Raw genomic sequence first — 23278 nt, 5'->3', positions numbered from 1 at the left:
CAGTCCATGCAGCAGGCATCGCAGCGCATAGATAAATGGCTATGGTATGCCCGCGTTACCAAATCCCGGACACTGGCACAGAAACTGGCAGTGTCCGGACACGTCAGACTTAATAAAGAGAAGGTCACGACTGCAAAGCAGGGCATCAAGCTCGGCGACGTCCTGACCATCGCGCTCCCCAGACGCCTTATGGTTTACAAGGTCCTCGATCTGGGCAGTCGCCGCGGGCCGGCCAGTGAAGCTCAACTGCTTTACGAAGACCTTTCCCCTCCCCCAACACCGACAGAAGACGGACAACCGGAGCAACGAGATCGTGGCACTGGAAGACCCACCAAAAGAGACCGACGCCAGCTGATCCGCATGAAAAAGGACAGCATGGACGATGGTTTCTAAACACCGGCTTTGCCGCGCAAAATGTTTTTCCCGTTTTGCTGTGCGCCCAGTCGCCACGTGCTTGCGAAGGCCACGGAAAAGCGCTAGGCAATGAGCCAAGATTTAACCATCCGCCGCTGTTTTCGAAGCGGCACAGCCGGCGGGTGAGCTGCAACCTAAGAGGATTGCGATGACATACGTCGTCACTGACAACTGCATTAAATGTAAGTACACGGACTGCGTTGAAGTGTGCCCGGTAGACTGTTTCTACGAGGGCGAAAACATGCTCGTCATTCATCCGGATGAGTGTATTGACTGCGGTGTGTGTGAGCCAGAGTGCCCAGCGGATGCGATCCGTCCAGACACGGAGCCCGGGCTTGAAAGCTGGATTGAACTGAACGCGGAATACGCCGCGAAATGGCCAAACATCACGGCGCGCAAGGACCCGCTGCCGGAAGCGCCGGAGTTCGATGGCGTGAAAGACAAGATGGAAAAGTATTTCTCTGATAAACCGGGCGAAGGGGATTGATATCCCCTTTCTCCCCCTTTATTGATCTAAACATAATTAACTGATCGTGTTACCGATCGGAAATTCTAACCTTTGCTGAAGCAGAGGTTGGAAAACCGTGGATAATGTGCTATACACTAAGTTCAGTCGCTTGGTGGCACGGTCATGCCTCCGTTTCGGAGGTTTTTTTATGGGCAAATTCTAGCCGACAATGTGCGGTTACGGACTCCCCATTCTCATCACCTTAACCGCCGCTGAATGCTGACTGATCACAGTTGAGCGCAAATCCCTGTGCGCGCATCTCGCGCGCCACGGTGGGCTTTTCGCATTTTTTGACACTAAACAGGCGTCGCACCCCAGCGGCGCTTTTGCTCGCCCGGAGGGGCGCGCATTCTTCGCAGGAGAAAGACAGCGTATGGCCACACCCGCTAAGAAGACCGCTCAGCGTCATGGATTCAAGACAGGTGAACACATCATCTACCCGTCCCACGGCGTCGGTCTGATCACTGCCATCGAAGAGCAGAACGTCGCAGGCTTCTCCCTCGAGCTTCTGGTAGTCGAGTTTGATCAGGAGAAGATGACACTTCGCGTACCAGTGGCAAAAATTCCTAGTGTTGGTATGCGCAAGCTATCCGATGCAGCGACCGTGAAGAAGGCTTTTGAGACCGTTAAGGGCAAGCCGCGGGTAAAGCGCACAATGTGGAGCCGCCGCGCTCAGGAATATGAAGCAAAGATCAACTCTGGTGACTTGCTTGCGATTGCTGAGGTGGTGCGCGACCTTTTCCGTGCCGATACCCAACCGGAGCAGTCTTACTCTGAGCGTCAGCTTTACGAAGCAGCACTGGACCGTATGGCACGTGAAATTGCCGCAGTTCAGAAGTTGTCCGACTCTGAAGCCGTTCGTCAGATCGAGCAGGAACTTGCCAAGTCTCCCGGCCGTGCGGCCAAGGCAGCTCCGGCTGATGACGACAGTCAGGAAGAAGCAGCTTAAACCAAGCTCGCAACCTGATGAGAAAAAGAACCCGGCCGTGCGCCGGGTTTTTTTATGAGACGCGACATTGCGCCACACTTAAGCGTTACTGCTGACGCATCAGTGAACCAACCCCAAACACCCGGCGTAACAACCCGTGCAAACAACAAAACCCGAAAGGGCGGAGGCGAGCATGGGAACGGTAGATTACCAAGGCTATTCCAACCAGATCCTCGAAGTGGCACGCCGGGCACCTTACCTGTCCCGCGAAGAAGAATTTGAGTTGGCCACCAAGTGGCACGACAACAAAGATGCCAAAGCGCTTGAGCGTCTTACGCTCGCACACCTCCGTCTGGTGCTCGCACAAGCGATGAAGTTCCGCTCTTTCGGTCTGCCGCTCGCAGATATGGCCCAAGAGGGTCAAATTGGCCTGATGGAAGCAGCCGCCCGGTTCGATCCGTCTCGCGAGGTGAGGTTCTCCACCTATGCAACATGGTGGATCAAAGCATCGATCCAAGATTACATCCTTCGCAACTGGTCGATTGTCAGAGGAGGAACGTCCTCAGTCCAAAAGCGGCTGTTCTTCAGCGTCAGAAGACTGCATTTGGAGATCGCGCGCCAGCACCCGGAGATGAACGACACCGAAATCAAGTCCGAAATCGCGACCAAGCTGAACGTAAAGAAGAGTGACGTGGAACGCATGTCTTCTCACCTTTCTGCCCCAGACGCTTCACTCAACGCACCAATCAGCGAGAGCGATGGGACGTCAGCGGAAAAAATCGATCTCTTGGAAGATACTGGGCCTCTGCCAGATGACATCGCTTCGGATGCAATCGACATGGATCGTAAGCGCAACTGGTTAGCTGACGCGATGAAGTCGCTGAACCAGAGAGAGCTTATGATCTTGAAAAAGCGTCGCCTTGCAGATGAAGCCATGACACTCGAGGCACTTGGGGAAGTCATGGGCATATCAAAAGAGCGCGTGCGACAGATCGAGAGCGCCGCATTGAAGAAGCTGCGGTCCTCGCTTGAAGAGAAAGGCCCTGGCCTCATCCCTGTGCAATAGGCTTAGTCCGTTCCAATAAAAAAGCCGCGTCCCTCGCGGCTTTTTTTGTCAGTCCGAAATCACCTTGACCAAGTCACCAGCTTTGAAACGGTGACCATTGTCCACCTGATTGAGGATCGTAAAGAGCTGCAATCGGCGTGAAGGCTCTATGCCGCTCATTTGCACGGCAAGCTTGCGGGCCGTGTCGCCAGATTTGGCTTGTAACACCTTTAACCGCAACGGCTGCAGCCGCGCTTGATCGGCAGGTGTCAGTTGCTCAAAGCTGTTCAACGTTTGCTCAAAGGCCTTGTTGAAGCTGGCGTTTGGCGACCGGCTTGCAAATATGAAACGGTAGCCCGTCAACCCGATGCGCACCACGCCAATTCGGAACGACCACCCATCGGTGACTGCTGATCCCACCACGGCAGGCAGGCCGTTGATGGTGGTTGGACGGACACTGTTGTCGATCAGACCGTTGACCCAACCACTGCGCATGTACTCATCAAGGCTGCTGAACTCTGTCAGATCAGCCCCATCAAACCGCATGGCTGTGCCCTTGCCATCACTGGCAAGCACAGCCTCTGGGCTGTTTTCCAGCGCGAAATTTGAAGGAACACTGAAGGAGATACCCAAAGCCTTGTGAAGGAAGCTTCGACCGCGGATGTACCCTTCGAGAGGATCGTCGCCAAACAACATCCCATCAATGTTGGTCAGATAGTCGGCGCGATCCCTGCGCCCAATGCCCGGCGCACCAATCTGGCGAGCACTGTTGATGGCGCGCAGCACGCGTTCCGGCGTGTTCGGGTGGGAGGACAAGAAATCCGGCGCATTGCTTGTATCGCCGCCAAGGCTTTGGAACTTGGCAAACTTGTCCATAGTCTTCAAGAAACGAGAGGCCGCATAGGGATCATACCCCGCCGCTGCCAGCGTGCGCACGCCAATGTCGTCCGCCTCCAGCTCCTGCTCTTGAGAAAAACGGGCAAAGGACATCTGCGAGGAGCGAACTGCATCTTCCAACTGGCTCTGATCTTCAACCACGGAGCTCATCACACGATTGGCCAGTTCGGCGGCTTCCGCACGGCGCTGACGCTGTATCGCGTGGTTTGCGGTCACGTGTGCCATTTCGTGAGAAAGCACCGCCGCGAGCTCGGATGTGTCATTTGCAAGGGCCAGCAGACCACGGGTTACATAAAGGTATCCTCCCGGCAGCGCGAACGCGTTTACGGCCGGAGAGTTCAAAATGGTAATTCGGTACTGAGCACGTGGATCATCCGAAGCTGCCACCAAGCCACCTACAATTTTCGCAATGGCTTTCTCTGCGCCGGGATCCTTGTAAATGCCGCCATACGTGGCCACGACGCGTGGATGCTCTCGTGCGCCAATATCTGCAGCCAATGTGGGGCGGAGCGTGCCGGGCTTGGCGTCAGTACCCGTGGACCCAACCAGCTGGCACGAAGCAACTGCACCCGCCAACACGAGTACAGCGAGGATGCGTAGCCCGCGTCCTACGGTGCCAAAGGTCATCCCAAATTTCATAGTGGCCCTGGTTGCTCCAACTTCAGTAGTCTTAGCGCAGCAGGTTCATGAAGCCGAATTTCCGGCCCACCACGCAACTGCACAATGCCGCGCATTTCAACAATTTGCCCTGTCAGCTTTTCCGGATCCAGCCCCGATCCTCGAAAAGCCTTCAACTTTTTTATCTCAATAATGCCAGTGAAATCGCGTGTCCAGCGCTCACCGAAATTCAGATAGAGGATTCTGCGGGTTTTCCCTACGGAAACCACCTTGCCGTTCACGATCTGGAAGCTCCCGCGCGCGCCATAAAGCCTCGAGTCTGTGGCAAGAAAAGGACCATGACTTCCCCACCAGCCATTCTTTTGTTGCCTGGCTTGGTTTTCAGCTGCCTCATAGACCGCGCGCAGCCCCTTTCGGCAGCGCAGAACCTCCTCCGGATCCCACAGGACAGCAAGCCCCTGCGAAATCAGAAAGCCTCCCAGGTCGGTGCCATCAGCGCCTCGCATAAAAGCCGCCTGCACACCCCATCGATCTTCCTTGCCAACCTGTGTAACACCCACGGCACCACTTTGACCTTCAAGCCATGCTGAAAGCGCTGCCGCCGCCCGATCATCAAGGATTTTCAACCCAGCCAACCCATAGAGGTTGCCGCTAGGCGCCCGTAGCAGATCGCCGGGCGCAACAGTAAGCGCCGACACCTCTGTTTCAGCAAGAACGGAGCAGTCTTCTTCTTTGGCATGAGAACCAGAGAGAAATAGGAGACCAGCAAGCAACCCGAGAAAGATGACCCGCAAACACGACATAAAACACCTGAACACGAAGACAATGCCGATCTAAACTAGAAGCTGCACATCCCTTCAACCCCGGGAATCTTCCGGTTACAGACACACGCCATGGGAAAGGCGGAACCGTATCTCCCGAATAGGGGATGTCATTCCGTTCGTGGCACAGCTGAAATCGCGCTCTGGAAACTGCGGAAAGCCCCCTCGCATCGCAAAAAAAATCATGCTATGCGCAGAGTTGCGCCGCCTTACTTGGCAACATCAGCGCCAGGCCCCGTAGCTCAGCTGGATAGAGCGGCCGCCTCCTAAGCGGCAGGTCACAGGTTCGAACCCTGTCGGGGTCACCATCTTGTATGGCCACTTATCAAAAGCCTCATAAAACAAATGGATCGAAGGAGCCAATGTCTACACGCACCGGCCTTACTTCCTAATACTAAGGTATAGATCAAGTACAAATTAGTAATATACCTTCATATAACCATAGGGCATCTGTATAAACCTTGATCTTTGTTTCTTGGCGTTATTGACAGAACTCGCAGACAGGCGTTCATTAATTCCCGGGAGAAATAAAAGGGAGCAGGTATGTCGCCCATTCTGGAGATTAATGACCTGAAAAACAAAGCACGCCGCCGCGTGCCCAAGATGTTTTTTGATTACGCTGATTCCGGTTCATGGACCGAAAGCACCTACCACGCCAACGAAAGCGACTTTGCCAAGATCAAACTGCGACAACGCATTGCCGTTGACATGACCAATCGCAGCCTGAAAACGCAGATGATCGGGCAGGATGTTGCCATGCCAGTGGCATTGGCCCCCACGGGCCTGACAGGCATGCAGCACGCAGATGGAGAGATTCTGGCGGCCCAAGCGGCGGAAGAGTTCGGCATTCCGTTCACTCTTTCGACCATGAGCATATGCTCCATTGAAGCGGTGGCAGAAAAAACAAAGAAACCTTTCTGGTTTCAGCTTTACGTGATGAAGGATAAGGACTTCATCGGCAACCTTATTGACCGCGCCAAGGCAGCGGGGTGCTCGGCGCTGGTGCTTACACTCGATTTGCAGATCCTCGGCCAGCGCCACAAGGACCTGCGCAATGGGCTGTCCGCGCCACCCAAGTTCACACCCAAGCACATTTATCAGATGGCAACGCGCCCGCTGTGGTGCCTTGGCATGCTGAAAACCAAGAACCACACATTCGGAAACATTGTTGGCCATGCCAAAGGTGTCTCTGACTTGTCCTCCTTGTCTTCATGGACTGCAGAGCAGTTTGACCCGCAGCTCAACTGGAAAGACGTAGAGTGGATCCGCGAGCGTTGGGGCGGCCCGATCATTCTCAAGGGCATCTTGGATGTAGAGGACGCACGCATGGCGGCACAAACGGGAGCTGATGCCATCATTGTCTCCAATCATGGCGGCCGTCAGCTTGATGGCGCGCCGTCCTCCATTGAAGTGCTACCTTCCATTGTCGATGCGGTGGGTGACCAGATTGAAGTTCATATGGATGGCGGCATCCGCTCCGGTCAGGATGTGCTGAAAGCCAAGTGCCTTGGCGCCAAGGGAACCTATATTGGCCGCCCTTTCCTCTACGGCCTTGGGGCAGACGGCAAAGCAGGTGTTGCAAAGGCCCTCGACATCATTCGCACTGAACTTGATGTCACCATGGCTCTTTGTGGCAAGAGAGACATAAACGACTTGGATCGCAGCATTATTTACCCACCGGAGGGTTTGCAAAACACGCGTTCTTGGGGGTAAAACACGCTAGCTCGTCAATCAGGTAGTGGTCGTTGAGATCACTGCCTTTTTGATCTCCGTTGCTTCGCGTGAGCTGAAAGGCCCCGAATGACCTACAGACCCGGCTTCTTCAATGATATTTCCTCGCGGGTTCGCGCCATGGACTTGGACAACCTGCTGCTGGACACCGACAGTTACAAACACTCCCACTATCGACAATACAAGCCCGGCACCCAGTATGTGTCATCCTATGTGGAGGCACGCAAAGCAAACGGCTCGATAGACTACACCGTTTTCTTCGGCCTTCAGATGGAGCTTGCCAAGCTTCAGGGCGTGGTAATTACCGAAGACATCATTGCCGAAGCCGAGCCTTTCATTCGCGCCCATGGCCTTGATCCCGCCATAGACAGTTGGCGACGTATTCAGGAAAGCCATGACGGACGCCTGCCAGTTCGCATTGATGCCCTGCCAGAGGGCTCTGTGGCTGGCCTGCGCACGGCAATGATGCGCATCACCAACACAGATCCCGAGTTTTACTGGCTGCCAACCTTTCTGGAAACGCGCTTGCTGCGGTCCATCTGGTACCCAAGCACGGTGGCCACCAACTCCTTGGCGACAACACGTGAAATTGCACGCCGCATGCAAATCACTGATGGCTCCTCTGAAGGGGTTGAGTTCAAGCTACACGACTTCGGCGCGCGGGGGACAACATCGTTTGAAGCGGCTGGCATCGGCGGCTGTGCCCACCTTGTGGCGTCTCAAGGAACAGACACCATCAGCGGCCTCGTCTATGCGCGCAATTTTTATGGCGCAGACATGGCGGGCTATTCCATTCCCGCTTCCGAGCACTCCACCATGACCAGTTGGGGTGGCGAAGCTGGTGAAATCGACGCGATGGAAAACATGCTGCGCCAGTTTCCTGATGGGCTCGTGGCATGTGTGTCAGACAGCTATGACCTGTTCCGCGCGCTCAACGAGTATTGGGGCGACAAGCTCAAGGATCAGGTTCTGTCTCGTGAGAACGGCTTTCTCGTGGTGCGCCCGGACAGCGGAAACCCCTGCGAGATCCTGCCGAGCACCATCGAAGCCCTTGGCGAAAAGTTTGGTTTCACCGAAACCGCAACTGGCTACCGCCTGCTCAACGACAAGGTTCGCGTCATTCAGGGCGATGGCGTCACACCGCAATCCATCATCGACATCATGCAGGCCCTCATGAACCACAAGCTGGCCATCGGCAACGTTGCATTCGGCATGGGTGCAGGGCTTCTGCAAAAGATCGACCGCGACACCTTTGGATTTGCCATGAAGGCCTCAGCCGTGTGCATTGAGGATGAGTGGCACGACGTGTTCAAGGCTCCGGCCACCTCTGTTGCCGGGCTGAAGGCCTCTCGCCCCGGCCGCCTTGCGGTGGTCAAGGAGCAGCCGGGTGTTTATGAGACCGTCCGCCAGGAGGAGCTGGCAGATCGTGACGATCAGCTGGAAACCGTTTTCCTTGATGGCGAAGTCACCAAAGTGCACCTGTTCGAAGACGTCCGTGCCAGAGCCGCTCAGGAATACGATGAGATGATGGCTGCGAAGGCTCAAGGCCGCTGGCCCGGCATTCGCTAGAAGCGCTAGACTAGTCGGAGACCGAGGTGTGCACGGTCTCCCACACCTCCGTCGCCTCACTGCGAAAGATCGCGTCAATGATGCGCATGTTCAAAATGGCATCGCCTGTCCCATAGGGCAGCTCTTCTTCACCGCGCACAACGCGAGAGAACAGCTCACCCTGAAGCTGATACTGATCGCAAGCTGGGATCACTTCCGTCTCGAGCGCGCCATCGCCCAGCACTTTGCCATCATCAAGCCGCAGCACTGTCTCCCCGCCCAGCGGAGCATTGAAGGGGATCAGCATTTCCAGCCGCTTGGAAGTGCCCAGAATGTTGATCCGCTGATACGGCACAGATTGCGTGGCAACAGTAAACTCCGCCCGTTGCCCTCCGCCAAAATCAAGCAGCGCAGACGTCAGCCGGTCTGTTCCAAAGGTCGGGTCCCGGTCCACGAGGCTGATCACGCGCACCGGGTCTTTCTCCAGAAAATACCGTGCAGCCACTATGGGATAGCAACCAATATCCATGAGGGCGCCACCGCCGGTCGCCAGTTGATTGCGAATGTTTTTCGGGTCCGAGTTGTTATAGGCGAAGGCAGACTGAACAAGCAAAATGTCCCCCAGCTCGCCGGAAAGCACAATCTCGCGTGCACGTTGCCATTGCGGATGGCAGCGAACCATGAACGCTTCCATGACATAAAGGTCGCTCGGCACGTCCAACAGAAGTGAGGCTTCATCGCCATCCAGCGCAATCGGCTTTTCGCAGAGCACGTGCTTGCCTGCTTCGGTGGCTTTCATGGTGTACGGCACATGCATGTTGTTTGGCAGCGGATTGTAGATCACCTCCACCTCCGGATCCGCCAACAGTTCGTCATAACTGCCATAAGCCTGCGGGATCCCGAGACGGCTGGCCGCTTCCTGCGCCCCTGCCAAATCTCTGGAGGCGATGGCAACCACCTCAACGCCATTGGCCTTCATCAGGCCCGGAATGACCTTCTCGATGCCGATACGAGCCGTAGAGAGAATACCCCACTTGGTGGTCTTGGTTGCCATGTTTCCTCCCATCGGCCCTTGCTCCAGGACCTGAAGTGCCGATCAGCGCCCCAGTTTGCGGTCTCCTTGTGTGGCCTCATGGACCATAAGCTCCGCAATGGCGCAGACAATGTGATAAAACGTGCTCGCAGGCGCTGCCTCTTCCACAAACGTCCCGTCTGGCAACAGCTTATCACGCCAAAGGCCGGGCTGTACGCCCTCAAAGAATTTTTGCAAAGCGGTCATGGCGCGCACCAACGAAGCCTCGTAGCGTTCACGCTCGGCGTCCTCGCAAATCTCCAGCATCACAATGGCACCTTTGATCCACTCAGTCTGCCCCCACATGCGCGCAACCGGATCCGTCACCGCGAAGCTGTCGTCCATTGCCATGAACACCACATCGCGCTCTTTGTCGATGCCGTACGTCTCTCCGATATCGAACAAGCGCTTGGCAAGGTCCAACGCGCGCTCGTTCTTGCGCGCTGCGCCCCAACGCACAAACAGCCATGCCCATTCGAACTGGTGCCCAGGTTCAATGCGTCGACCCTGATCGCCTTTCATGGGGGCCCAAGTCCGGTCAAAAAACTCCCGCACGGCTCCCGTTTTTGGGTCGACAAACCGGCCCATGGCAAGGCCCACGATCTCATCTGCCAGATCGCCCCACGGCCCATCCGGGTCAACCGCTTCCCAGGCAAGCGCAGCTTCCAGCATGTGCATGTGCGGATTGGAGGCCAAAGGCTCGCTAGGCGGGTTGGTCGCTTCAAATCCAGCTTCAGGATGGGCGTAGTTGGCCCGAATGAAGTCGAATATCTGCCCTGCGATCTGCCGCGCTTCGCCGTAGTGCACTTCATTGCTGGCTGCCATGGCAGCAAGGCCCAACAACGCGAAGGCTTGGTTGTAAAGATCAAACTTCCCGTCAACGATCCGGCCATCGTCATCCATCAGGCCAGCAACATACCCCTCATCGGTGCGAAAGGAGTCCAGCATGCTATCAAGCCCATGCTTGGCAGCGGCCTCCCAGTCGCCCGTCCAGCCAAGGCGTCCGCCCTGACAGAACGAATAGGTCATGCGCGGGTTTACGCGCCCCCGCCGCGGGCCAAGCGCCCCCATGCCATTCAAGCCAATGGCCTCAAAGTAGCCCCCTTGATGCCGATCCGCGCCCTGCCGCCACCAGATTGGCAATGCCTTGTCAAACAACCACTGTTTCAGCTCGGTGATTTGCGCGTGATGGGTCAAGAACTAGCCTTTCGTGATCGGATAAATTGCGAAGAACAGATCGCACGGTCGGAATAAGAATAGGGTATGCGCCGGCATTGCCAGCACCGCGCATCCTACCCACAACCAGCGGGTCAAACAATAAGTAGCTGACCCGAAGGCAAGATCTGTAATGCGTCACAAAAGCGCGAGCGCACACATCCGTGAGATCCAACAGGCGCAAGATGACGTAAGGTAATATCGAAGAAGCAGCGCACTCTGCGCACAAACAAGGAGCCGACCATGGCCAACTTCCCGGAGGATATGCTGGATACCATCCGCAGCGCCCAGGCCATTCGCCTGCAAACGGCCTGCGGCTACAAGCCGGTCAACGCAATTGTCCCCTGCATCGCCTACGATCGCGTTTTCCTCGTAAAGCCCCCTTCCAATGACAACAGCTGGTTCGAGCGCTTAACGGATACCAAACTGGCAATCCTATTCCTTGATGGGGTGCCCATGATCATCGCTGCTGAACCGCCAGCGGACCTTGAGTGTCTCACCCCCGCCCTCATTTGCGCAGAACAGCAACTCACTGTCGAGAATGAGCCATCTCCCGGCATTCATGTTTTGGAAGTTCGCCGCGCCCAGTAACAACAAAATAAAAAAGCCGACCCGGATGCCCTCCGGGTCGGCCTATTCGTTTTCAAGTTCTCAGAAGGTTAGGCAGTAACCATCTCACCCTTGATTTCGGAGGCCAGCTGGTCAGCAACCGGGCCGACGATGACCTGAACAGACCCTGCTGCCGGGCGAACCACACCGTGGGCACCGAGACGCTTCAGAGCAGCTTCATCAATCCGCGCATTGTCGATAACCTTGAGGCGCAGACGTGTTGCACAGGCATCAACGTTGGTCAGGTTGCTGGCGCCACCAAGGGCGTTCAGGTAAGCCCGAGCCTTCGCATCGCCTGCCGCAGCCATTGCTGTACCGGCAACTTCTGCAGTGGTTTCGGTTGCAGCTTCTTCTGCGCTCTCACGGCCCATGGTCTTCAGGTTGAAGAACTTGATGGCAGCCACGAAGAGGAAGTAGTAGATCGCGAAGAACGCAATACCCACTGGGATCAGCATGATCGGGTTGGTCGCAATACCGAAGTTGATCACGTAGTCAAACAGGCCAGCTGAGAAGCCGAAGCCGAGCTTCACGTTCAGCATGTCCATGACGACCAGAGACACACCGGTCAGAACCGCGTGGATCAGGTACAGGGCTGGAGCCAGGAACATGAACGCGAATTCGATTGGTTCGGTGATACCGGTCAGGAAGGAGGTCAGAGCCATAGAGGCAAGAACACCACCAACAGCAGAACGGTTCTCAGGCTTTGCGCAGGTGTACATTGCAAGACATGCAGCTGGCAGACCGAACATCATCACTGGGAAGAAACCAGCCATGTAGGCACCGGCAGTCGGGTCGCCTGCGAAGAAGCGGTTCAGGTCACCAGTTACCACTTCGCCAGCAGCATTGGTGAAGTCACCCATCAGGAACCAGATGATGTTGTTCAAGATGTGGTGCAGACCAGTTACGATCAGCAGACGGTTCAGGGCGCCGTAAAGGAACAGACCCAGCTCACCCATGTGTGTGATGCCGTTGGTCAGACCTGTCAGGGCGCTATCGAAGAAGGCCCAGCCATAACCGAAGGCAGCAGCAACAACCAGAGCGGCCAGACCGGTGACGATTGGCACGAAACGGCGACCGCCGAAGAAGGCCAGATAGTCAGGCAACTTGATGTTGTTGTACTTGTTGTAAAGAATACCGGCCACGATACCCATGATGATACCAACCGGAATTGCAATACGGCCTTCCATGGTGCTTGCCAGGTCTGGCTCAAGACCTGCCAGATTTACAGCACCCTGCTGTGCAATAAGGAAGCCCACCAGGCCTGCAAGACCGGCCGCGCCGTGGTTTTCCTTCGCAAAGCCAACTGCGATACCAACCGCGAACAGCATGCCGAGGTTGGAGAAGATTGCTCCACCAGCCGCTGCCACGAATGGAATGTTCAACAGATCAGGCTGACCTACACGCAGCAGGATAGCTGCGACAGGCAGCACCGCGATCGGTAGCATCAATGAACGACCAAGATGCTGGACGCCCGCAAATGCGTTGTTTGACATTTAATTGTCCTCCCGCTCAATAAAAATCGAAAACAGTGGTTTCTGACCTTTGGCAACTCGCATCAGATCACGCTCCAGTATCTGCCACGAGTGCCCGCACATCCTTGGATGTTTCGGCCGTTACAGCGGACTGAGCCAAAGCTCGGCAATCCGCCATGTTCAGGGTGCGAATGAGCGCCTTGACATCAGCGATCACCGCAGGCGTGGCCGAAAGCTCGGTCACCCCCAATCCGATGAGGAACGGAACCGCTGCCACGTCTGATGCGGCCCCACCGCATACGGCAACTGTCCGTTCGTTCTTTGCGGCCCCAATGGCTACCTGCTCTATCAGGCGCAGCACACCGGGATGCAGAGCATCAATGCTCGGCGCAAGAGCTGGGTTGCCGCGATCCATGGCCAGCCCGTATTGCGTCAAATCGTTTGTGCCGATCGAGAAGAACGCCGCTTCTTCTGCCAGCTGAGCGGAAGTCAGCGCCGCTGCAGGCACTTCAATCATGGCGCCCACTTCAATCGGCTCGTCCCGTCCAAGCGCAACGCGCTCTTCTTCGATCATCGCCTTCACGGCCCGCAGTTCGGTAACCGATGTCACCATTGGAACCATGATCTTGGCGATGCCGTATGGGCGAACCCGCAGAATTGCGCGCAGTTGGGTGCGAAGCAGTTCCGGCTCTTTCAGTGTTGCGCGAACACCGCGCACACCCAGCGCCGGGTTTTCTTCCTCAGGGATCGGGAAATAGGCCAGAGGCTTGTCCCCGCCCGCATCAAGAGTGCGGATGATCACCGGACGGCCCTGCATGGCATCCGCAATCGCCTGATACTCCTGGAACTGCTCATCCTCAGTCGGCGCAGACGCCCGGCCGAGATAAAGAAACTCTGAGCGCAGCAGACCGCAGCCTTCAGCACCTTCCGCCATGGCAACCGTGGCATCATCCACTTTGCCTAGATTGGCGAAAACCTCTATGCGGACGCCGTCTGCCGTATAGCAAATCTCATGGGCGGTTTTACGGTTCAACTCACGCTGTTTCACGCGCTTTGCCGCTGCATCGCGTGTCTTCTGCTGCGTCTCCTCGGAGGAGAACACACGCATCGCACCCGTTGGGCCATCAATAATGACAGGCGCACCCTCCGGCACCCGCACCACATGAGGCCCGGCCGCAACGATGGTTGGAATGCCCATGGATTCAGCAAGGATCACGGCGTGAGACGTCTTGCCACCGGCTGCCATGCAGATGCCTGCAAGGCGACCGCGAGGAACCGCCGTTAGTTCGGATGGCAACACTTCGTCGGCCACCAGAATTCCGCCCTCTGGGAAATCAGCAAGGGTTGCGCGAGGATCATGACCGGTCAAAATGCCCAGAACCTGAGCTTCAAGATCGCGCAGATCCGCGGCCCGTTCAGACATTCGGCTGTCAGCAAGGCCTTCAAGCACCGCAACCATCTTGCCAACCACGTTGGTCCAGGCCCACTCAGCACTCTTGCCATTTGAGATCAAGTCGAGCGTGCCGCTTGCCAGCTCAGGCTCGCTCAGCAGCGTACGATGGGCCTCAAAAATCTCGGAGGCATGGCCTTCCCCCTTCGCCGCAGCTGCAAGACGGTCATTCATCACCGCCATGGCTTGCTCAAAGCGCTGCTTTTCGCTGCCTGCATCCTCGGCATACTCGGAAAACTGATGAGCTGCATGGAACAAGCGAACTGCCGCACCAACGGCAACGCCCTGTACCGCCGTTGTGCCATCGGCCAGCACTTCTTCTTGGCCCGGCTCGAACGGAGGCAGATCATCGGCAAGCTGAATGGGTGTCGAAGACAGTGTTGCCTTCTTGGCGGCGGCAGCCGGAACAGCCTGCTCATCTTCAAAAACGGGATCGCCAAGACCCGCCGCGATGGCAGCTGTCAGCTTCTCAAGCGTTTCACCTGCGCCAGGTCCGCGCACGGTCACAGCCAGCGTGTCGCCATATGCGGTGCCAAGAGCCATCAGGGACACGACGCTCTTTGCGTCGGCGCTCTTGCCATTGAGCTCAATGGTTACCGACCCAAAGAACTCACGCGCTGCATTTGCAAGGGCTGCGGCTGGTCTGGCATGCAGGCCGCTTGCAATCATCAGCCGCACATCTTTAGTGGCGACTTCATCTGCATCGGAGGAGACAGAAGAGGACGCTTCTACTGCTTCGCCCTCAACAGCCATGATGAAGTCGCCACTTTTGACCTCACAGTTCAAGACACGGTCTTCAATGGGATACCCATCACCATTAGCCACAACCATGATTACCTGAAGACTGCGAGCTGCTGTCGCTACCTTGTCCATATCAAAGGAGATCAGCTTGTCGCCCGCGCGAACAGCCTGACCGTCACTTACAAAAGTCTCAAACCCGTCGCCACCAAGCTCAACCGTATCAACGCCAATATGCATCAGAATTTCAGCACCGTTGGCAGCGCGGATCGTGCAGGCATGCTTCGCACGGTGAATGGTTACAACTGTGCCATCGCAAGGAGCACAAAGGTCCATCTCGAACGGGTCTACCGCCAGACCATCACCAATCAGGCCTTGTGCGAAGGCCTCATCCGGCACGTCTGTGAGAGGTGTCGCCCAGCCAGTGATCGGGGACTGCAAACGAACAGCGGTCATTGGTTTTTATCCTCAGCTTCAAGTGACCGACGCAGAACGCCTCCGGCGGCTTGCAACCGCGCTTCAATGGCGTCCTCAGCAACTCCGGCAAGACCAAGCACGGCGCGTTTCACAGAGCCAAAGCGCGCAATCGCGTCGGCGGCCTCCTCCTCGCTTGTGTTGGCAATCTGCGCCACCATGGCCGCACAGCGTTTGCGAAGTTTTGCGTTGGACGGGCGCACGTTCACCATCAGGTTGTCGTGAATTCCGCCCAGTCGGGTCATCAGCGTTGTAGAAAAGAGATTGAACAGAACCTTCTGCGAGGTTCCCGCACCGAGGCGCGTAGAGCCAGCCACCACTTCTGCACCGGTGAGCGCAACAATCATGTGGTGAGCAACAGCTTCAAGTGGAGATCCGGTGTTGTTTGCAAAACCGATGGTCAGGGCACCGCGTTCCCCTGCACGCTTGAGCGCCTGCACGGTAAATGCGCTGCGACCGCTGGCAGAAACACCCACCACCACATCGTCTGCTGTTACATCCAGATCATCAATGCGGGCGGCACCCACATCGCCTTCATCTTCAACAGAGTCCGCCATGCCGTTCGACAGATCCAGCCCACTGGGGAGGATCACCACCGCACGTTCGTCGGACCAATCGAAGGTGGAACCGAGTTCCAAACTGTCTAACAGGGAAATGACGCCGGAAGAGCCCGCGCCTACATAAATCAATCGACCTGAAGAAGAGCCAAGCCGAACCGCAGCTTCATCCACCGCCGGAGCCATCTTCTCCAGCGCTGGCAGAACCGCTGAGATCGCGCGCATCTGGCCATCCCACAACGCAGAAAGAATCTCCGTGGTGTTCCAGGTGTCTAAGCCGCGAAACCGTTCTGCTGCTTTTTCTGTGCTGTCCGACATGTGTCCTCCCAGCGCACGAAACTCCAATTGGAGCTATATTGGACTGCATATGAACATACCGATGACACAATCCGGACGCAACCAATTTTTAATACCAATTTAATACCAGAGAGCCGATCTTGGATATCACCATGCATACCAATTTTTGTAACTACTTGTTTTTGCTATTTATATATTACACCAATTCGCAGTAATCCTTACCTCAAAATTAACATGTTGAGAGACCAATCAAAAACATCCCTTGCAAATTGGTACGGTATTGGTATGCTTTAGTCGTTCTCATGGAACTTGGGAGTTCACCATGTCTATTAATGCGCCAGAGGCTTCAGGCATCGAGCCAATCGAGCTGTCGCCAAGTCTGCCTTTGCCGTTGTACCTGCAGCTTGCAAAGCATCTGCGGAATCAGATCACCAGCGGAAAGCTGGCTGAGTACAACGCGCTTCCGGGCGAACGTGAATTGGCCGAGACCTTTGGTGTTTCCCGCGTCACAGTGCGCAAGGCTCTGTCTTCGCTGACAGCCGAGGGATTGCTGAACAAACGCCAGGGCTCCGGCTGGTTCATCAATAACAGCCCGCATGTGGAGCAGCGCCTGTCAGCCCTGACCAGTTTCACCGAAGACATGTCCTCACGGGGACTGCAGTCTGGAACGGTTTGGCTTGGCCGGTCGATTTCCCATGCAACCCCTGAAGAAGCTCTTGCCCTCAACTTGCGACCGAGAGAAGAGGTTGTACGCCTCAACCGCCTGCGTTTGGCAGACACCACTCCACTGGCCATAGAGCTCAGCGTGGTGCCAACAAAGTTTCTCCCGGATCCTTTTGCCTTTGACGGATCACTGTACCAGCACCTGCGGAATTTGGGTCACGCACCCCATCGCGCCCTTCAACGCTTGAGCGCCGTTCGGTTGATACCAGACCTTGCTCGCCAACTGGAACTGCCAGAAGGCGCGCCAGCACTTTACATCGAGCGCCGTACTTTCCTTGAAAACGGCACACCGCTCGAGTTCGTCGCCTCTCATTACAGAGGCGATGCCTATGACTTCGTTGTTGAATTAACACTGACGTAGCACCAGTCAGGAAAGGCTTTGTTATGACCTTGACCCAAGCAGAACGGACCGCACTGGGCCGGGAGGCGTTGGAGACGCCTGCACGCGTCCGCGTTCAGTTCGAAAAGAACGCTGAAGTTCTGAATGACCTTGCCGCGCGCCTGCGCACCAAGCCACCGCGTTTCGTTGTCACCTGTGCCCGAGGCAGCTCTGACCACGCCTCCATGTATGGCAAGACGCTGATTGAGAACTTTGCAGGCCGCGCCGTTGCCTCCGTTGGCATGAGCATCGCATCTGTTTACGATCGGAAGCTGGATCTCACCGATTCCCTTTTCATCGCCGTCTCCCAATCCGGCCGCAGCCCAGACCTCCTGCGCCTCACTGAAATGGCGAAGGATCAGGGCGCGACCATTGTTGGCCTCGTCAACGATGAAACCGCGCCGTTGAACGAGCTGGCAGATGTCGCCTTGCCGCTGTGCGCGGGTCCAGAAAAAAGCGTTGCCGCAACAAAGTCTTACCTTCTGTCTTGCTCTGCCTTCTTGAACCTTGTTGCCAAGTGGACAGACGACAAAGACCTCAACGAAGCCGTCGCCCAGCTGCCGGACGCATTTGAAGCCGCAACCAAGCTGGATTGGTGGCCGTACCTGCAGCAATTGCAGGACACCCGCAACATGTTCGTGCTCGGCCGCGGCCTCAGCTTCGGCGCGGCACTTGAAACAGCGCTGAAACTGAAGGAAACTTCTCGCATTCATGCGGAGGCATTCAGCGCAGCAGAAGTCATTCACGGCCCGCTGGGTCTGGCAGGCACCGGTCTACCGGTTCTCGCATTGGGTCAGGAAGACGAAGCGGCCCAGACCATTCGCGATACCATTGCTCGGATCACCGAGCTGGAAGGCACAGTGCTTTCCGCGATCGATGCTCCGAACACAACACGGCTGCCAACGGTTCCGGGTCTTCAGCCTGTCATCCAGCCGCTCACTCAGCTGCTCAGCTTTTATGTTGCCGTCCAGCATCTTGCAGTAAGCCGCGGCATCGACCCTGACAACCCACCGAACCTGCGCAAAGTCACGGAGACACGCTGATGAGACGCTTCCTTACAGAAGCCCGCGTTTTCAATGGCGACCGCTTCTTGAACGACACGGGTATTTTACTGGCAGATGGCAAGGTCGAAGCCTTGCTGCCAGCCACCGCCACACCAGAAGGAGCGGAGATTATCCGCTTCTCACCGGACGCCATCATCGTGCCGGGCTTTCTCGATCTTCAGGTCAATGGCGCGGGCGGCGTTCTCTTTAACGAAACGCCAACCGCAGACGCCGCGCGGCGCATCGCCGAAGCCGTGCGCCCCCATGGTGTCACAGGCGTTCTGCCAACCCTGATCACCGACAGCAAGGAAGCACTGGAAGCCGCATGCTCTGCCACGGGTGAAGCGATCGCGGCAGAAAACAGCGGTGTTCTGGGCGTCCATATTGAAGGCCCGTTCATCAGCGTGGAGCGCAAGGGCGTTCACAATCCTGATTACATCCGCCAGCCAGATCAGGACGATCTCGATTTGATCAGCAATCTGGCCAAGGATCTGGACAAGAATGACGCACGCATCCTTCTGACCGTTGCGCCAGAAAATGTGGCAGACGAGGCATTGGCGCAACTGGCGTCAAACGGCGTCGTGCTTTCTGCGGGCCACACTGCCGCCAGCTATGAACGTACGGTAGAGGCAACCCGCAACGGCGTGACAGGCTTTACCCATTTGGGCAATGCCATGCCGCCGATCCAGAACCGCGCACCGGGCCCCGTTGCAGCGGCGCTGTCCACCCGCGACACCTATTGCGGCCTCATCGCCGATGGCATCCACGTTCATGCCGGACTAATGAAGGTGATGCTTGCAGCCAAACCACAAGGCCGCATCTTCCTTGTGACGGACGCCATGCCGCCCGTTGGCACCGACGCAAAGACCTTCATTCTTTACGGACAGACGATCTACCGCCGCGACGGACGCCTCACAACGGCCGATGGCACCCTTGCCGGGGCGGACATCGATATGGCGAGCGCCCTGCGCAATTGCGTCACCATGCTGGATGTGCCGCTGGACGAAGCCTTGCGCATGGCCTCGCTTTATCCAGCAAGCTTTATTGGTCTGGAAAAGAAGTATGGCCGCATCGCACCTGGTTACGCGGCAGACTTTGCCATCATCAACGACGATGTCGAGCCACTAGAGACCTACGTGGCAGGCAATTCCGTTTGGTCCAAGGACTGAAAAAAGTATTTCAAGCTCCCACCCCGGAACGTCCCCCAGAGCGCTCCGGGTTGCCCGAAAGGGCACAAGAACACATACCTCCCTTGCGACTCAGTTCGCACCTTCACCGGCAGTTCGCATCAAGCGGCTGCCGGTTTTTCTTTCAAACAAACCGCCCGCAAACCGGAACCGTGACTGGCCTCTGCCTTCACGCGCACATGCATATGCAGATGCACCGACACATGCAGATGTAAATGCACATGCACATGAGCTAGCGCTGCGCCCGCACCTGTGGAGCCGCACGCAATCCAACCACAAGGGCAGCACAGCACCTGTCGAAACGTGGTGCCACAGCAGCCCATAACAGCGCTCATCTGCACCGCGCCTTTCACCCTGCCTACTCGTCCCTCAGAGCCTCCCTGTTCTCCCCTGCTTGACGTTACGCTAGAAAGTGAAGCGCAGTCCCGCCAAAGGCCCATGACTTGTCAAATCCACGGCGTCGTTGCCGCTGGACCAATCCTGATAGAGCGCTCGGTAACCGCCAAACACCTCCAGATCGAACCGGTCAAACTGCCACTGCTTTCCGAGCACCGCCAGGCCTTGCGCACTGATGTCCGCGCCGCCCGTGCCGATATCTGCGTAAAGGCGATAGTTCCAGCCATCCACATGCGCGCCGGACAGACGCGCACCCACAATGCCGTCCACCCAGGTCAGTGTTTCGTCGAAATCGCGTTCAAGTGGGCCGATGGAAACATTCAGAGCGGCACGGTAGTACGTGTAGCGCAGCCCCAAATGCCCTTCAAAAACAGTGTGCCAATTGGCACTGGTCCTCTCAAAGAAGTCGTAATTCAGATTTGCGTGAGAAAGCACATAGTCATAGTCCAATCCAGCCGCCAACGACACAGGCCCGGAGCGCAGGTTGAAATCATCGCGGGCAAACTCGAGCCCCAAAATGGTCGTGTCCAGCATCACGCCCCACGGCCCATGGCTCCACTCCCCAGCCAACACGAAGGGTGGAAAGCTCAGTTCCCCGTCGGAAATCAGCTCAAGCACATTAATGCCGTTGAACTCCACGCGCTGGTTGTTGACCGTCATGGACCCATTGAAAAACGGTGCCCAAAAGTACGGAACCACAGCAAATCTCTTCTTTTCAGGGAACGTGTCGAGTTCGTACCCATCGGCCAGATCCGCGGCCTGAACAGGACCAGCGAGGCACAGCAGCACGAGCGCCACAGCGACGCCCTTCAACACCTGAAGCACCTGACCACACCGAACCATTGACTGGAATCCCCCGAAGATTCACTACATGATTACGGAACCGGCCTCCCCCCTCAAACCCCGAGAACACATCCCTGAAAACAACCTCAGCGAAAAGCGCAGGCCCCTCAGCTCAGGGAAAGGCCCCAAGAGAACCGCGCTGCAATTGCGGTGCAAAAGGATGTCGGGGTATACGTCACTTCCTGAAGGGCAATCTTGCGAAGCTTATGCAAGTTTTTGAAGTGACTGGTGCCGCTGATAGGACTCGAACCTACGACCCCATCATTACGAATGACGTGCTCTACCAACTGAGCTACAGCGGCTTTCCATGTCCGGATCAAATCAACGGACGCGGGTAAGTTCGAGCTTGATACCCAAGCCCCCTTAAAGATGCAAGAGGGGATTTTCGCTAAACCCTGCAGTCATCCACCAGCAATAAACAACGCCGCGCGAGGAGACCTCAACGCGGCGTCTTTTTCTGTCATGCGTCGTAGACCTTCACGCCCTTTGGTTTAGGCGCCTCAAGATCTTCTTCGCCGTCTGGGCCCGGGTCATCCGGCAGATGAGAAAGCGGAAACTCCACCAGCTTGCCGTCCTTCATCTGCGGAGCCTTTTGCTTTGCCTCTTCGCCTTCAACTGGGGGCTGATGAGCATCAGGAATGATCACCAGATCGGCCTCAGCGGTTGCAGGCTCATCCGGGATCGGCGCATCTGCCTTCACCGCGGGCTTGGAACTCACATCGGGCTTTGACGTGGCCTGTGCGGCCTTGGCCGCAGTCTCGGGCTCGGCAGGCTTCACCGGTTCGGGCTTGGCTGCCTCAGCCTTTGCTGGCTCCGGCTCACTCACCAGCTCGGCCTCATCCGCCTCGCGGGAAACGGGAGCCGCCTCTACCACAGTCTCAGCCTCGGCAGTCATCGGCTCGGCAGTCATCGGCTCGGCAGCTGTCGCGGCAGCAGCGCCCCCGGCGGCGGCGGCTGGGGCCGCCAGCACTGGCGGCTCAAACAGCGCATCCTCCAAAGGCTCAAGGGTCGGCCGGTCTTCCTCATTGGTTTCAGGCTGCTTCCACTCATAGGCATCCAGACGCCCGGTCTTGGGCGATACCGGTGCCCAATGCGCGGAAATCATGCCATCGGCAATCCAGACCTTGTCTTGAGGCGCACGCACCGCGCGGCCCATCCATTCACGCACCCGGCCTTGATCGCCATATTCCATCTCTTCCAGATCGGCCATCAGCAAGAATGCACGCTGCGTTGGCTCTGAGCGCAGAACCTTCTTCAGCTGGGCACGCGCTTCATCAAAGTCGCGCGCGTCCATCGCCGCAATGGCAACCGCCAGCGCGCCTTCACCAGAGTGCGCACGCAAATTGGCAAGGTGCTTGACCCGGTTCAAGCGGTCGAGAATGGAATCGCCCGGCCGCACATGGGCATATGCATCGGCAAGGTCAGGATGCGGTGCCAGCTTCCAGGTCGCTTCAATGGTCTTGGACGCCTTGCGGATGTCCCCACGACGGGATTGCAGCCGAGACGCCACGAGCGCGGCAGGCACCAGATCAGGTGCCAGACCATGCGCCTCCACGGCCAGTGTACGGGCGCGATCCGGATCCTGGCTTTCCAGCTCAAGCGCGCGCGCCGTGAGCAGAACAGCCTTGTGGCGGCGATAGGTCTTCTTGTCGATCAGCTTGCCGGTGTAGTTCCGGTTCAGGCTGGAAATTGCCGCTTCCCAGTCTCCAGAAACCGCTTGATAGCCCAGCACCGCCTTGCCGGCCCACTTCAGGCCCGGAACCAGAGCAGAGGCCTCCTGCGCAAAGTGGCGGGCGGCCACAGGCTCTTGCTGACGCTCTGCTTCAATGAACAACCCATGCAGGCCAACGGCTTTGGCGCGAGGGTCTTCCAGCATGGCCTCAAACCGCTTGCGGCTGTCCGCATGGTCACCAAACATCTGCGCAGCTTGGGCCAAAAGCAGCTTGGCAGCGGGCTCATCGCCCTTCAACAGCTTGTCTGCCTGCAAGCCGTGCTTGCGCGCCGCCATGGCATCGCCCGCGCCTAACGCCAGCAACCCTTTGGACAAGGCATCAAATCCACGATCCTTGCGCCGCCGCTGCATGAAACGGCCAGTCAGGCTTGGGAACTTCCAGATCAGGCGCATCAGGCCCCAGACGACCACGGTCACCGCCAGCAACACGCCCAGCGCCACCAACGTGGTCAACAGGCTGGCCTGAATGCGGTAGCCTTCCCAGTCCAGTGTCACGATGCCCGGGCGGTCAGCAATCCACGCGCCGCCCAACGCGAGCAGGAAGACAACAGCGAAAAAGAACAGTACGCGGATCATGCCGT

General features: G+C 57.1%; 20 protein-coding genes and 2 tRNA genes. 11 read left to right on the top strand and 11 right to left on the bottom strand.

Annotated features, from left to right (window positions below; genetic code table 11):
* Positions 1-6: 6 nt before the first annotated feature.
* The 4 genes from PUV47_RS17680 (at position 7) to PUV47_RS17665 (ending at position 2916) form a co-directional block, all read left to right on the top strand.
* A complete protein-coding gene (locus PUV47_RS17680; RefSeq protein ID WP_274219922.1) occupies positions 7-393 on the top strand; it encodes an RNA-binding S4 domain-containing protein in 387 nt (128 codons plus the stop codon).
* 169 nt (positions 394-562) lie between these two features.
* On the top strand, positions 563-901 hold the full coding sequence (gene fdxA / locus PUV47_RS17675) for a ferredoxin FdxA (RefSeq protein WP_274219921.1): 339 nt from the start codon (positions 563-565) through the stop codon (positions 899-901).
* Between the two features lie 394 nt (positions 902-1295).
* Positions 1296-1871, top strand: a complete 576-nt coding sequence (locus tag PUV47_RS17670; protein ID WP_274219920.1) for a CarD family transcriptional regulator — start codon at positions 1296-1298, stop codon at positions 1869-1871.
* 172 nt (positions 1872-2043) lie between these two features.
* Complete coding sequence (locus PUV47_RS17665) at positions 2044-2916, top strand: RNA polymerase factor sigma-32 (RefSeq protein ID WP_274219919.1); 873 nt, start codon at positions 2044-2046, stop codon at positions 2914-2916.
* Positions 2917-2964: 48 nt separating this feature from the next.
* On the opposite strand, the gene PUV47_RS17660 is transcribed toward PUV47_RS17665, so the two are convergent.
* Together PUV47_RS17660 and PUV47_RS17655 are read right to left on the bottom strand one after the other, a co-directional pair.
* Positions 2965-4419 carry a M48 family metalloprotease gene (locus tag PUV47_RS17660; protein WP_274219918.1) on the bottom strand — a complete coding sequence of 485 codons (1455 nt, stop codon included), beginning with the start codon at positions 4417-4419 and terminating at the stop codon, positions 2965-2967.
* An 8-nt stretch (positions 4420-4427) separates the two neighbouring features.
* Positions 4428-5213 (bottom strand): thermonuclease family protein, encoded by a 786-nt coding sequence (locus PUV47_RS17655; RefSeq protein ID WP_274219917.1) that lies wholly within the window; start codon positions 5211-5213, stop codon positions 4428-4430.
* A gap of 249 nt (positions 5214-5462) precedes the next feature.
* Between PUV47_RS17655 and PUV47_RS17650 the strand changes: the two genes are divergently transcribed.
* The 3 genes from PUV47_RS17650 (at position 5463) to PUV47_RS17640 (ending at position 8531) form a co-directional block, all read left to right on the top strand.
* A tRNA-Arg gene (locus PUV47_RS17650) sits at positions 5463-5539 on the top strand.
* A gap of 235 nt (positions 5540-5774) precedes the next feature.
* Entirely contained in the window at positions 5775-6944 is a 1170-nt protein-coding gene (locus PUV47_RS17645; RefSeq protein WP_274219916.1) for an alpha-hydroxy acid oxidase, read from the top strand.
* 87 nt (positions 6945-7031) lie between these two features.
* A complete protein-coding gene (locus PUV47_RS17640) occupies positions 7032-8531 on the top strand; it encodes a nicotinate phosphoribosyltransferase (protein ID WP_274219915.1) in 1500 nt (499 codons plus the stop codon).
* A 10-nt stretch (positions 8532-8541) separates the two neighbouring features.
* Here the strand turns inward: PUV47_RS17640 and PUV47_RS17635 are convergent, their stop codons facing one another.
* Complete coding sequence (locus tag PUV47_RS17635; RefSeq protein WP_274219914.1) at positions 8542-9564, bottom strand: Gfo/Idh/MocA family protein; 1023 nt, start codon at positions 9562-9564, stop codon at positions 8542-8544.
* Positions 9565-9606: 42 nt separating this feature from the next.
* A complete protein-coding gene (locus PUV47_RS17630; protein ID WP_274219913.1) occupies positions 9607-10779 on the bottom strand; it encodes an AGE family epimerase/isomerase in 1173 nt (390 codons plus the stop codon).
* 261 nt (positions 10780-11040) lie between these two features.
* On the opposite strand from PUV47_RS17630, the gene PUV47_RS17625 reads away from it, so the two are divergent.
* Entirely contained in the window at positions 11041-11388 is a 348-nt protein-coding gene (locus tag PUV47_RS17625; protein WP_274219912.1) for a hypothetical protein, read from the top strand.
* A 68-nt stretch (positions 11389-11456) separates the two neighbouring features.
* On the opposite strand, the gene nagE is transcribed toward PUV47_RS17625, so the two are convergent.
* The 3 genes from nagE to PUV47_RS17610 all read right to left on the bottom strand — a co-directional run bounded on the left by nagE (position 11457) and on the right by PUV47_RS17610 (position 16415).
* On the bottom strand, positions 11457-12899 hold the full coding sequence (gene nagE / locus PUV47_RS17620) for an N-acetylglucosamine-specific PTS transporter subunit IIBC (protein ID WP_274219911.1): 1443 nt from the start codon (positions 12897-12899) through the stop codon (positions 11457-11459).
* Positions 12900-12966: 67 nt separating this feature from the next.
* Positions 12967-15522 (bottom strand): phosphoenolpyruvate--protein phosphotransferase, encoded by a 2556-nt coding sequence (ptsP, locus tag PUV47_RS17615; RefSeq protein WP_274219910.1) that lies wholly within the window; start codon positions 15520-15522, stop codon positions 12967-12969.
* Entirely contained in the window at positions 15519-16415 is an 897-nt protein-coding gene (locus PUV47_RS17610) for an N-acetylmuramic acid 6-phosphate etherase (protein WP_274219909.1), read from the bottom strand. Before PUV47_RS17610 ends, ptsP begins: the two co-directional genes overlap by 4 nt.
* Before the next feature lie 301 nt (positions 16416-16716).
* Between PUV47_RS17610 and PUV47_RS17605 the strand changes: the two genes are divergently transcribed.
* Genes PUV47_RS17605 through nagA form a run of 3 tightly spaced genes read left to right on the top strand, consistent with a single transcriptional unit; the run spans position 16717 to position 19708 of the window.
* On the top strand, positions 16717-17478 hold the full coding sequence (locus PUV47_RS17605) for a GntR family transcriptional regulator (RefSeq protein ID WP_274219908.1): 762 nt from the start codon (positions 16717-16719) through the stop codon (positions 17476-17478).
* A 23-nt stretch (positions 17479-17501) separates the two neighbouring features.
* Complete coding sequence (locus tag PUV47_RS17600; RefSeq protein ID WP_274219907.1) at positions 17502-18539, top strand: SIS domain-containing protein; 1038 nt, start codon at positions 17502-17504, stop codon at positions 18537-18539.
* A complete protein-coding gene (nagA, locus tag PUV47_RS17595) occupies positions 18539-19708 on the top strand; it encodes an N-acetylglucosamine-6-phosphate deacetylase (protein ID WP_274219906.1) in 1170 nt (389 codons plus the stop codon). Before PUV47_RS17600 ends, nagA begins: the two co-directional genes overlap by 1 nt.
* A 119-nt stretch (positions 19709-19827) precedes the next feature.
* Here nagA and PUV47_RS17590 read toward each other — a convergent pair whose 3' ends face one another.
* The 4 genes from PUV47_RS17590 to PUV47_RS17575 all read right to left on the bottom strand — a co-directional run bounded on the left by PUV47_RS17590 (position 19828) and on the right by PUV47_RS17575 (position 23273).
* The gene (locus PUV47_RS17590; RefSeq protein ID WP_274219905.1) at positions 19828-20061 is read right to left on the bottom strand and encodes a hypothetical protein; all 234 of its coding nucleotides are present in this window, start codon (positions 20059-20061) and stop codon (positions 19828-19830) included.
* A gap of 70 nt (positions 20062-20131) precedes the next feature.
* Positions 20132-20965, bottom strand: a complete 834-nt coding sequence (locus PUV47_RS17585; protein WP_274219904.1) for a hypothetical protein — start codon at positions 20963-20965, stop codon at positions 20132-20134.
* A gap of 226 nt (positions 20966-21191) precedes the next feature.
* Positions 21192-21267: transfer RNA gene (locus PUV47_RS17580), tRNA-Thr, on the bottom strand.
* Between the two features lie 158 nt (positions 21268-21425).
* The gene (locus PUV47_RS17575) at positions 21426-23273 is read right to left on the bottom strand and encodes a heme biosynthesis protein HemY (protein ID WP_274219903.1); all 1848 of its coding nucleotides are present in this window, start codon (positions 23271-23273) and stop codon (positions 21426-21428) included.
* Between the last annotated feature and the right edge of the window lie 5 nt (positions 23274-23278).

The organism is Pseudovibrio exalbescens (assembly GCF_028737195.1).
Classification (GTDB): domain Bacteria; phylum Pseudomonadota; class Alphaproteobacteria; order Rhizobiales; family Stappiaceae; genus Pseudovibrio; species Pseudovibrio zosterae.
This window is presented reverse-complemented; position numbering and strand designations above follow the sequence as displayed.

Bases quoted from the DNA above. Each gene is read 5' to 3' on its own strand.
- PUV47_RS17680 (WP_274219922.1), top strand. From the start codon at position 7: ATGCAGCAGGCATCGCAGCGCATAGATAAATGGCTATGGTATGCCCGC.
- fdxA (WP_274219921.1), top strand. From the start codon at position 563: ATGACATACGTCGTCACTGACAACTGCATTAAATGTAAGTACACGGAC.
- PUV47_RS17670 (WP_274219920.1), top strand. From the start codon at position 1,296: ATGGCCACACCCGCTAAGAAGACCGCTCAGCGTCATGGATTCAAGACA.
- PUV47_RS17665 (WP_274219919.1), top strand. From the start codon at position 2,044: ATGGGAACGGTAGATTACCAAGGCTATTCCAACCAGATCCTCGAAGTG.
- PUV47_RS17660 (WP_274219918.1), bottom strand. From the start codon at position 4,419: ATGACCTTTGGCACCGTAGGACGCGGGCTACGCATCCTCGCTGTACTC.
- PUV47_RS17655 (WP_274219917.1), bottom strand. From the start codon at position 5,213: ATGTCGTGTTTGCGGGTCATCTTTCTCGGGTTGCTTGCTGGTCTCCTA.
- PUV47_RS17645 (WP_274219916.1), top strand. From the start codon at position 5,775: ATGTCGCCCATTCTGGAGATTAATGACCTGAAAAACAAAGCACGCCGC.
- PUV47_RS17640 (WP_274219915.1), top strand. From the start codon at position 7,032: ATGACCTACAGACCCGGCTTCTTCAATGATATTTCCTCGCGGGTTCGC.
- PUV47_RS17635 (WP_274219914.1), bottom strand. From the start codon at position 9,564: ATGGCAACCAAGACCACCAAGTGGGGTATTCTCTCTACGGCTCGTATC.
- PUV47_RS17625 (WP_274219912.1), top strand. From the start codon at position 11,041: ATGGCCAACTTCCCGGAGGATATGCTGGATACCATCCGCAGCGCCCAG.
- nagE (WP_274219911.1), bottom strand. From the start codon at position 12,899: ATGTCAAACAACGCATTTGCGGGCGTCCAGCATCTTGGTCGTTCATTG.
- ptsP (WP_274219910.1), bottom strand. From the start codon at position 15,522: ATGACCGCTGTTCGTTTGCAGTCCCCGATCACTGGCTGGGCGACACCT.
- PUV47_RS17610 (WP_274219909.1), bottom strand. From the start codon at position 16,415: ATGTCGGACAGCACAGAAAAAGCAGCAGAACGGTTTCGCGGCTTAGAC.
- PUV47_RS17605 (WP_274219908.1), top strand. From the start codon at position 16,717: ATGTCTATTAATGCGCCAGAGGCTTCAGGCATCGAGCCAATCGAGCTG.
- PUV47_RS17600 (WP_274219907.1), top strand. From the start codon at position 17,502: ATGACCTTGACCCAAGCAGAACGGACCGCACTGGGCCGGGAGGCGTTG.
- nagA (WP_274219906.1), top strand. From the start codon at position 18,539: ATGAGACGCTTCCTTACAGAAGCCCGCGTTTTCAATGGCGACCGCTTC.
- PUV47_RS17590 (WP_274219905.1), bottom strand. From the start codon at position 20,061: ATGAGCGCTGTTATGGGCTGCTGTGGCACCACGTTTCGACAGGTGCTG.
- PUV47_RS17585 (WP_274219904.1), bottom strand. From the start codon at position 20,965: ATGGTTCGGTGTGGTCAGGTGCTTCAGGTGTTGAAGGGCGTCGCTGTG.
- PUV47_RS17575 (WP_274219903.1), bottom strand. From the start codon at position 23,273: ATGATCCGCGTACTGTTCTTTTTCGCTGTTGTCTTCCTGCTCGCGTTG.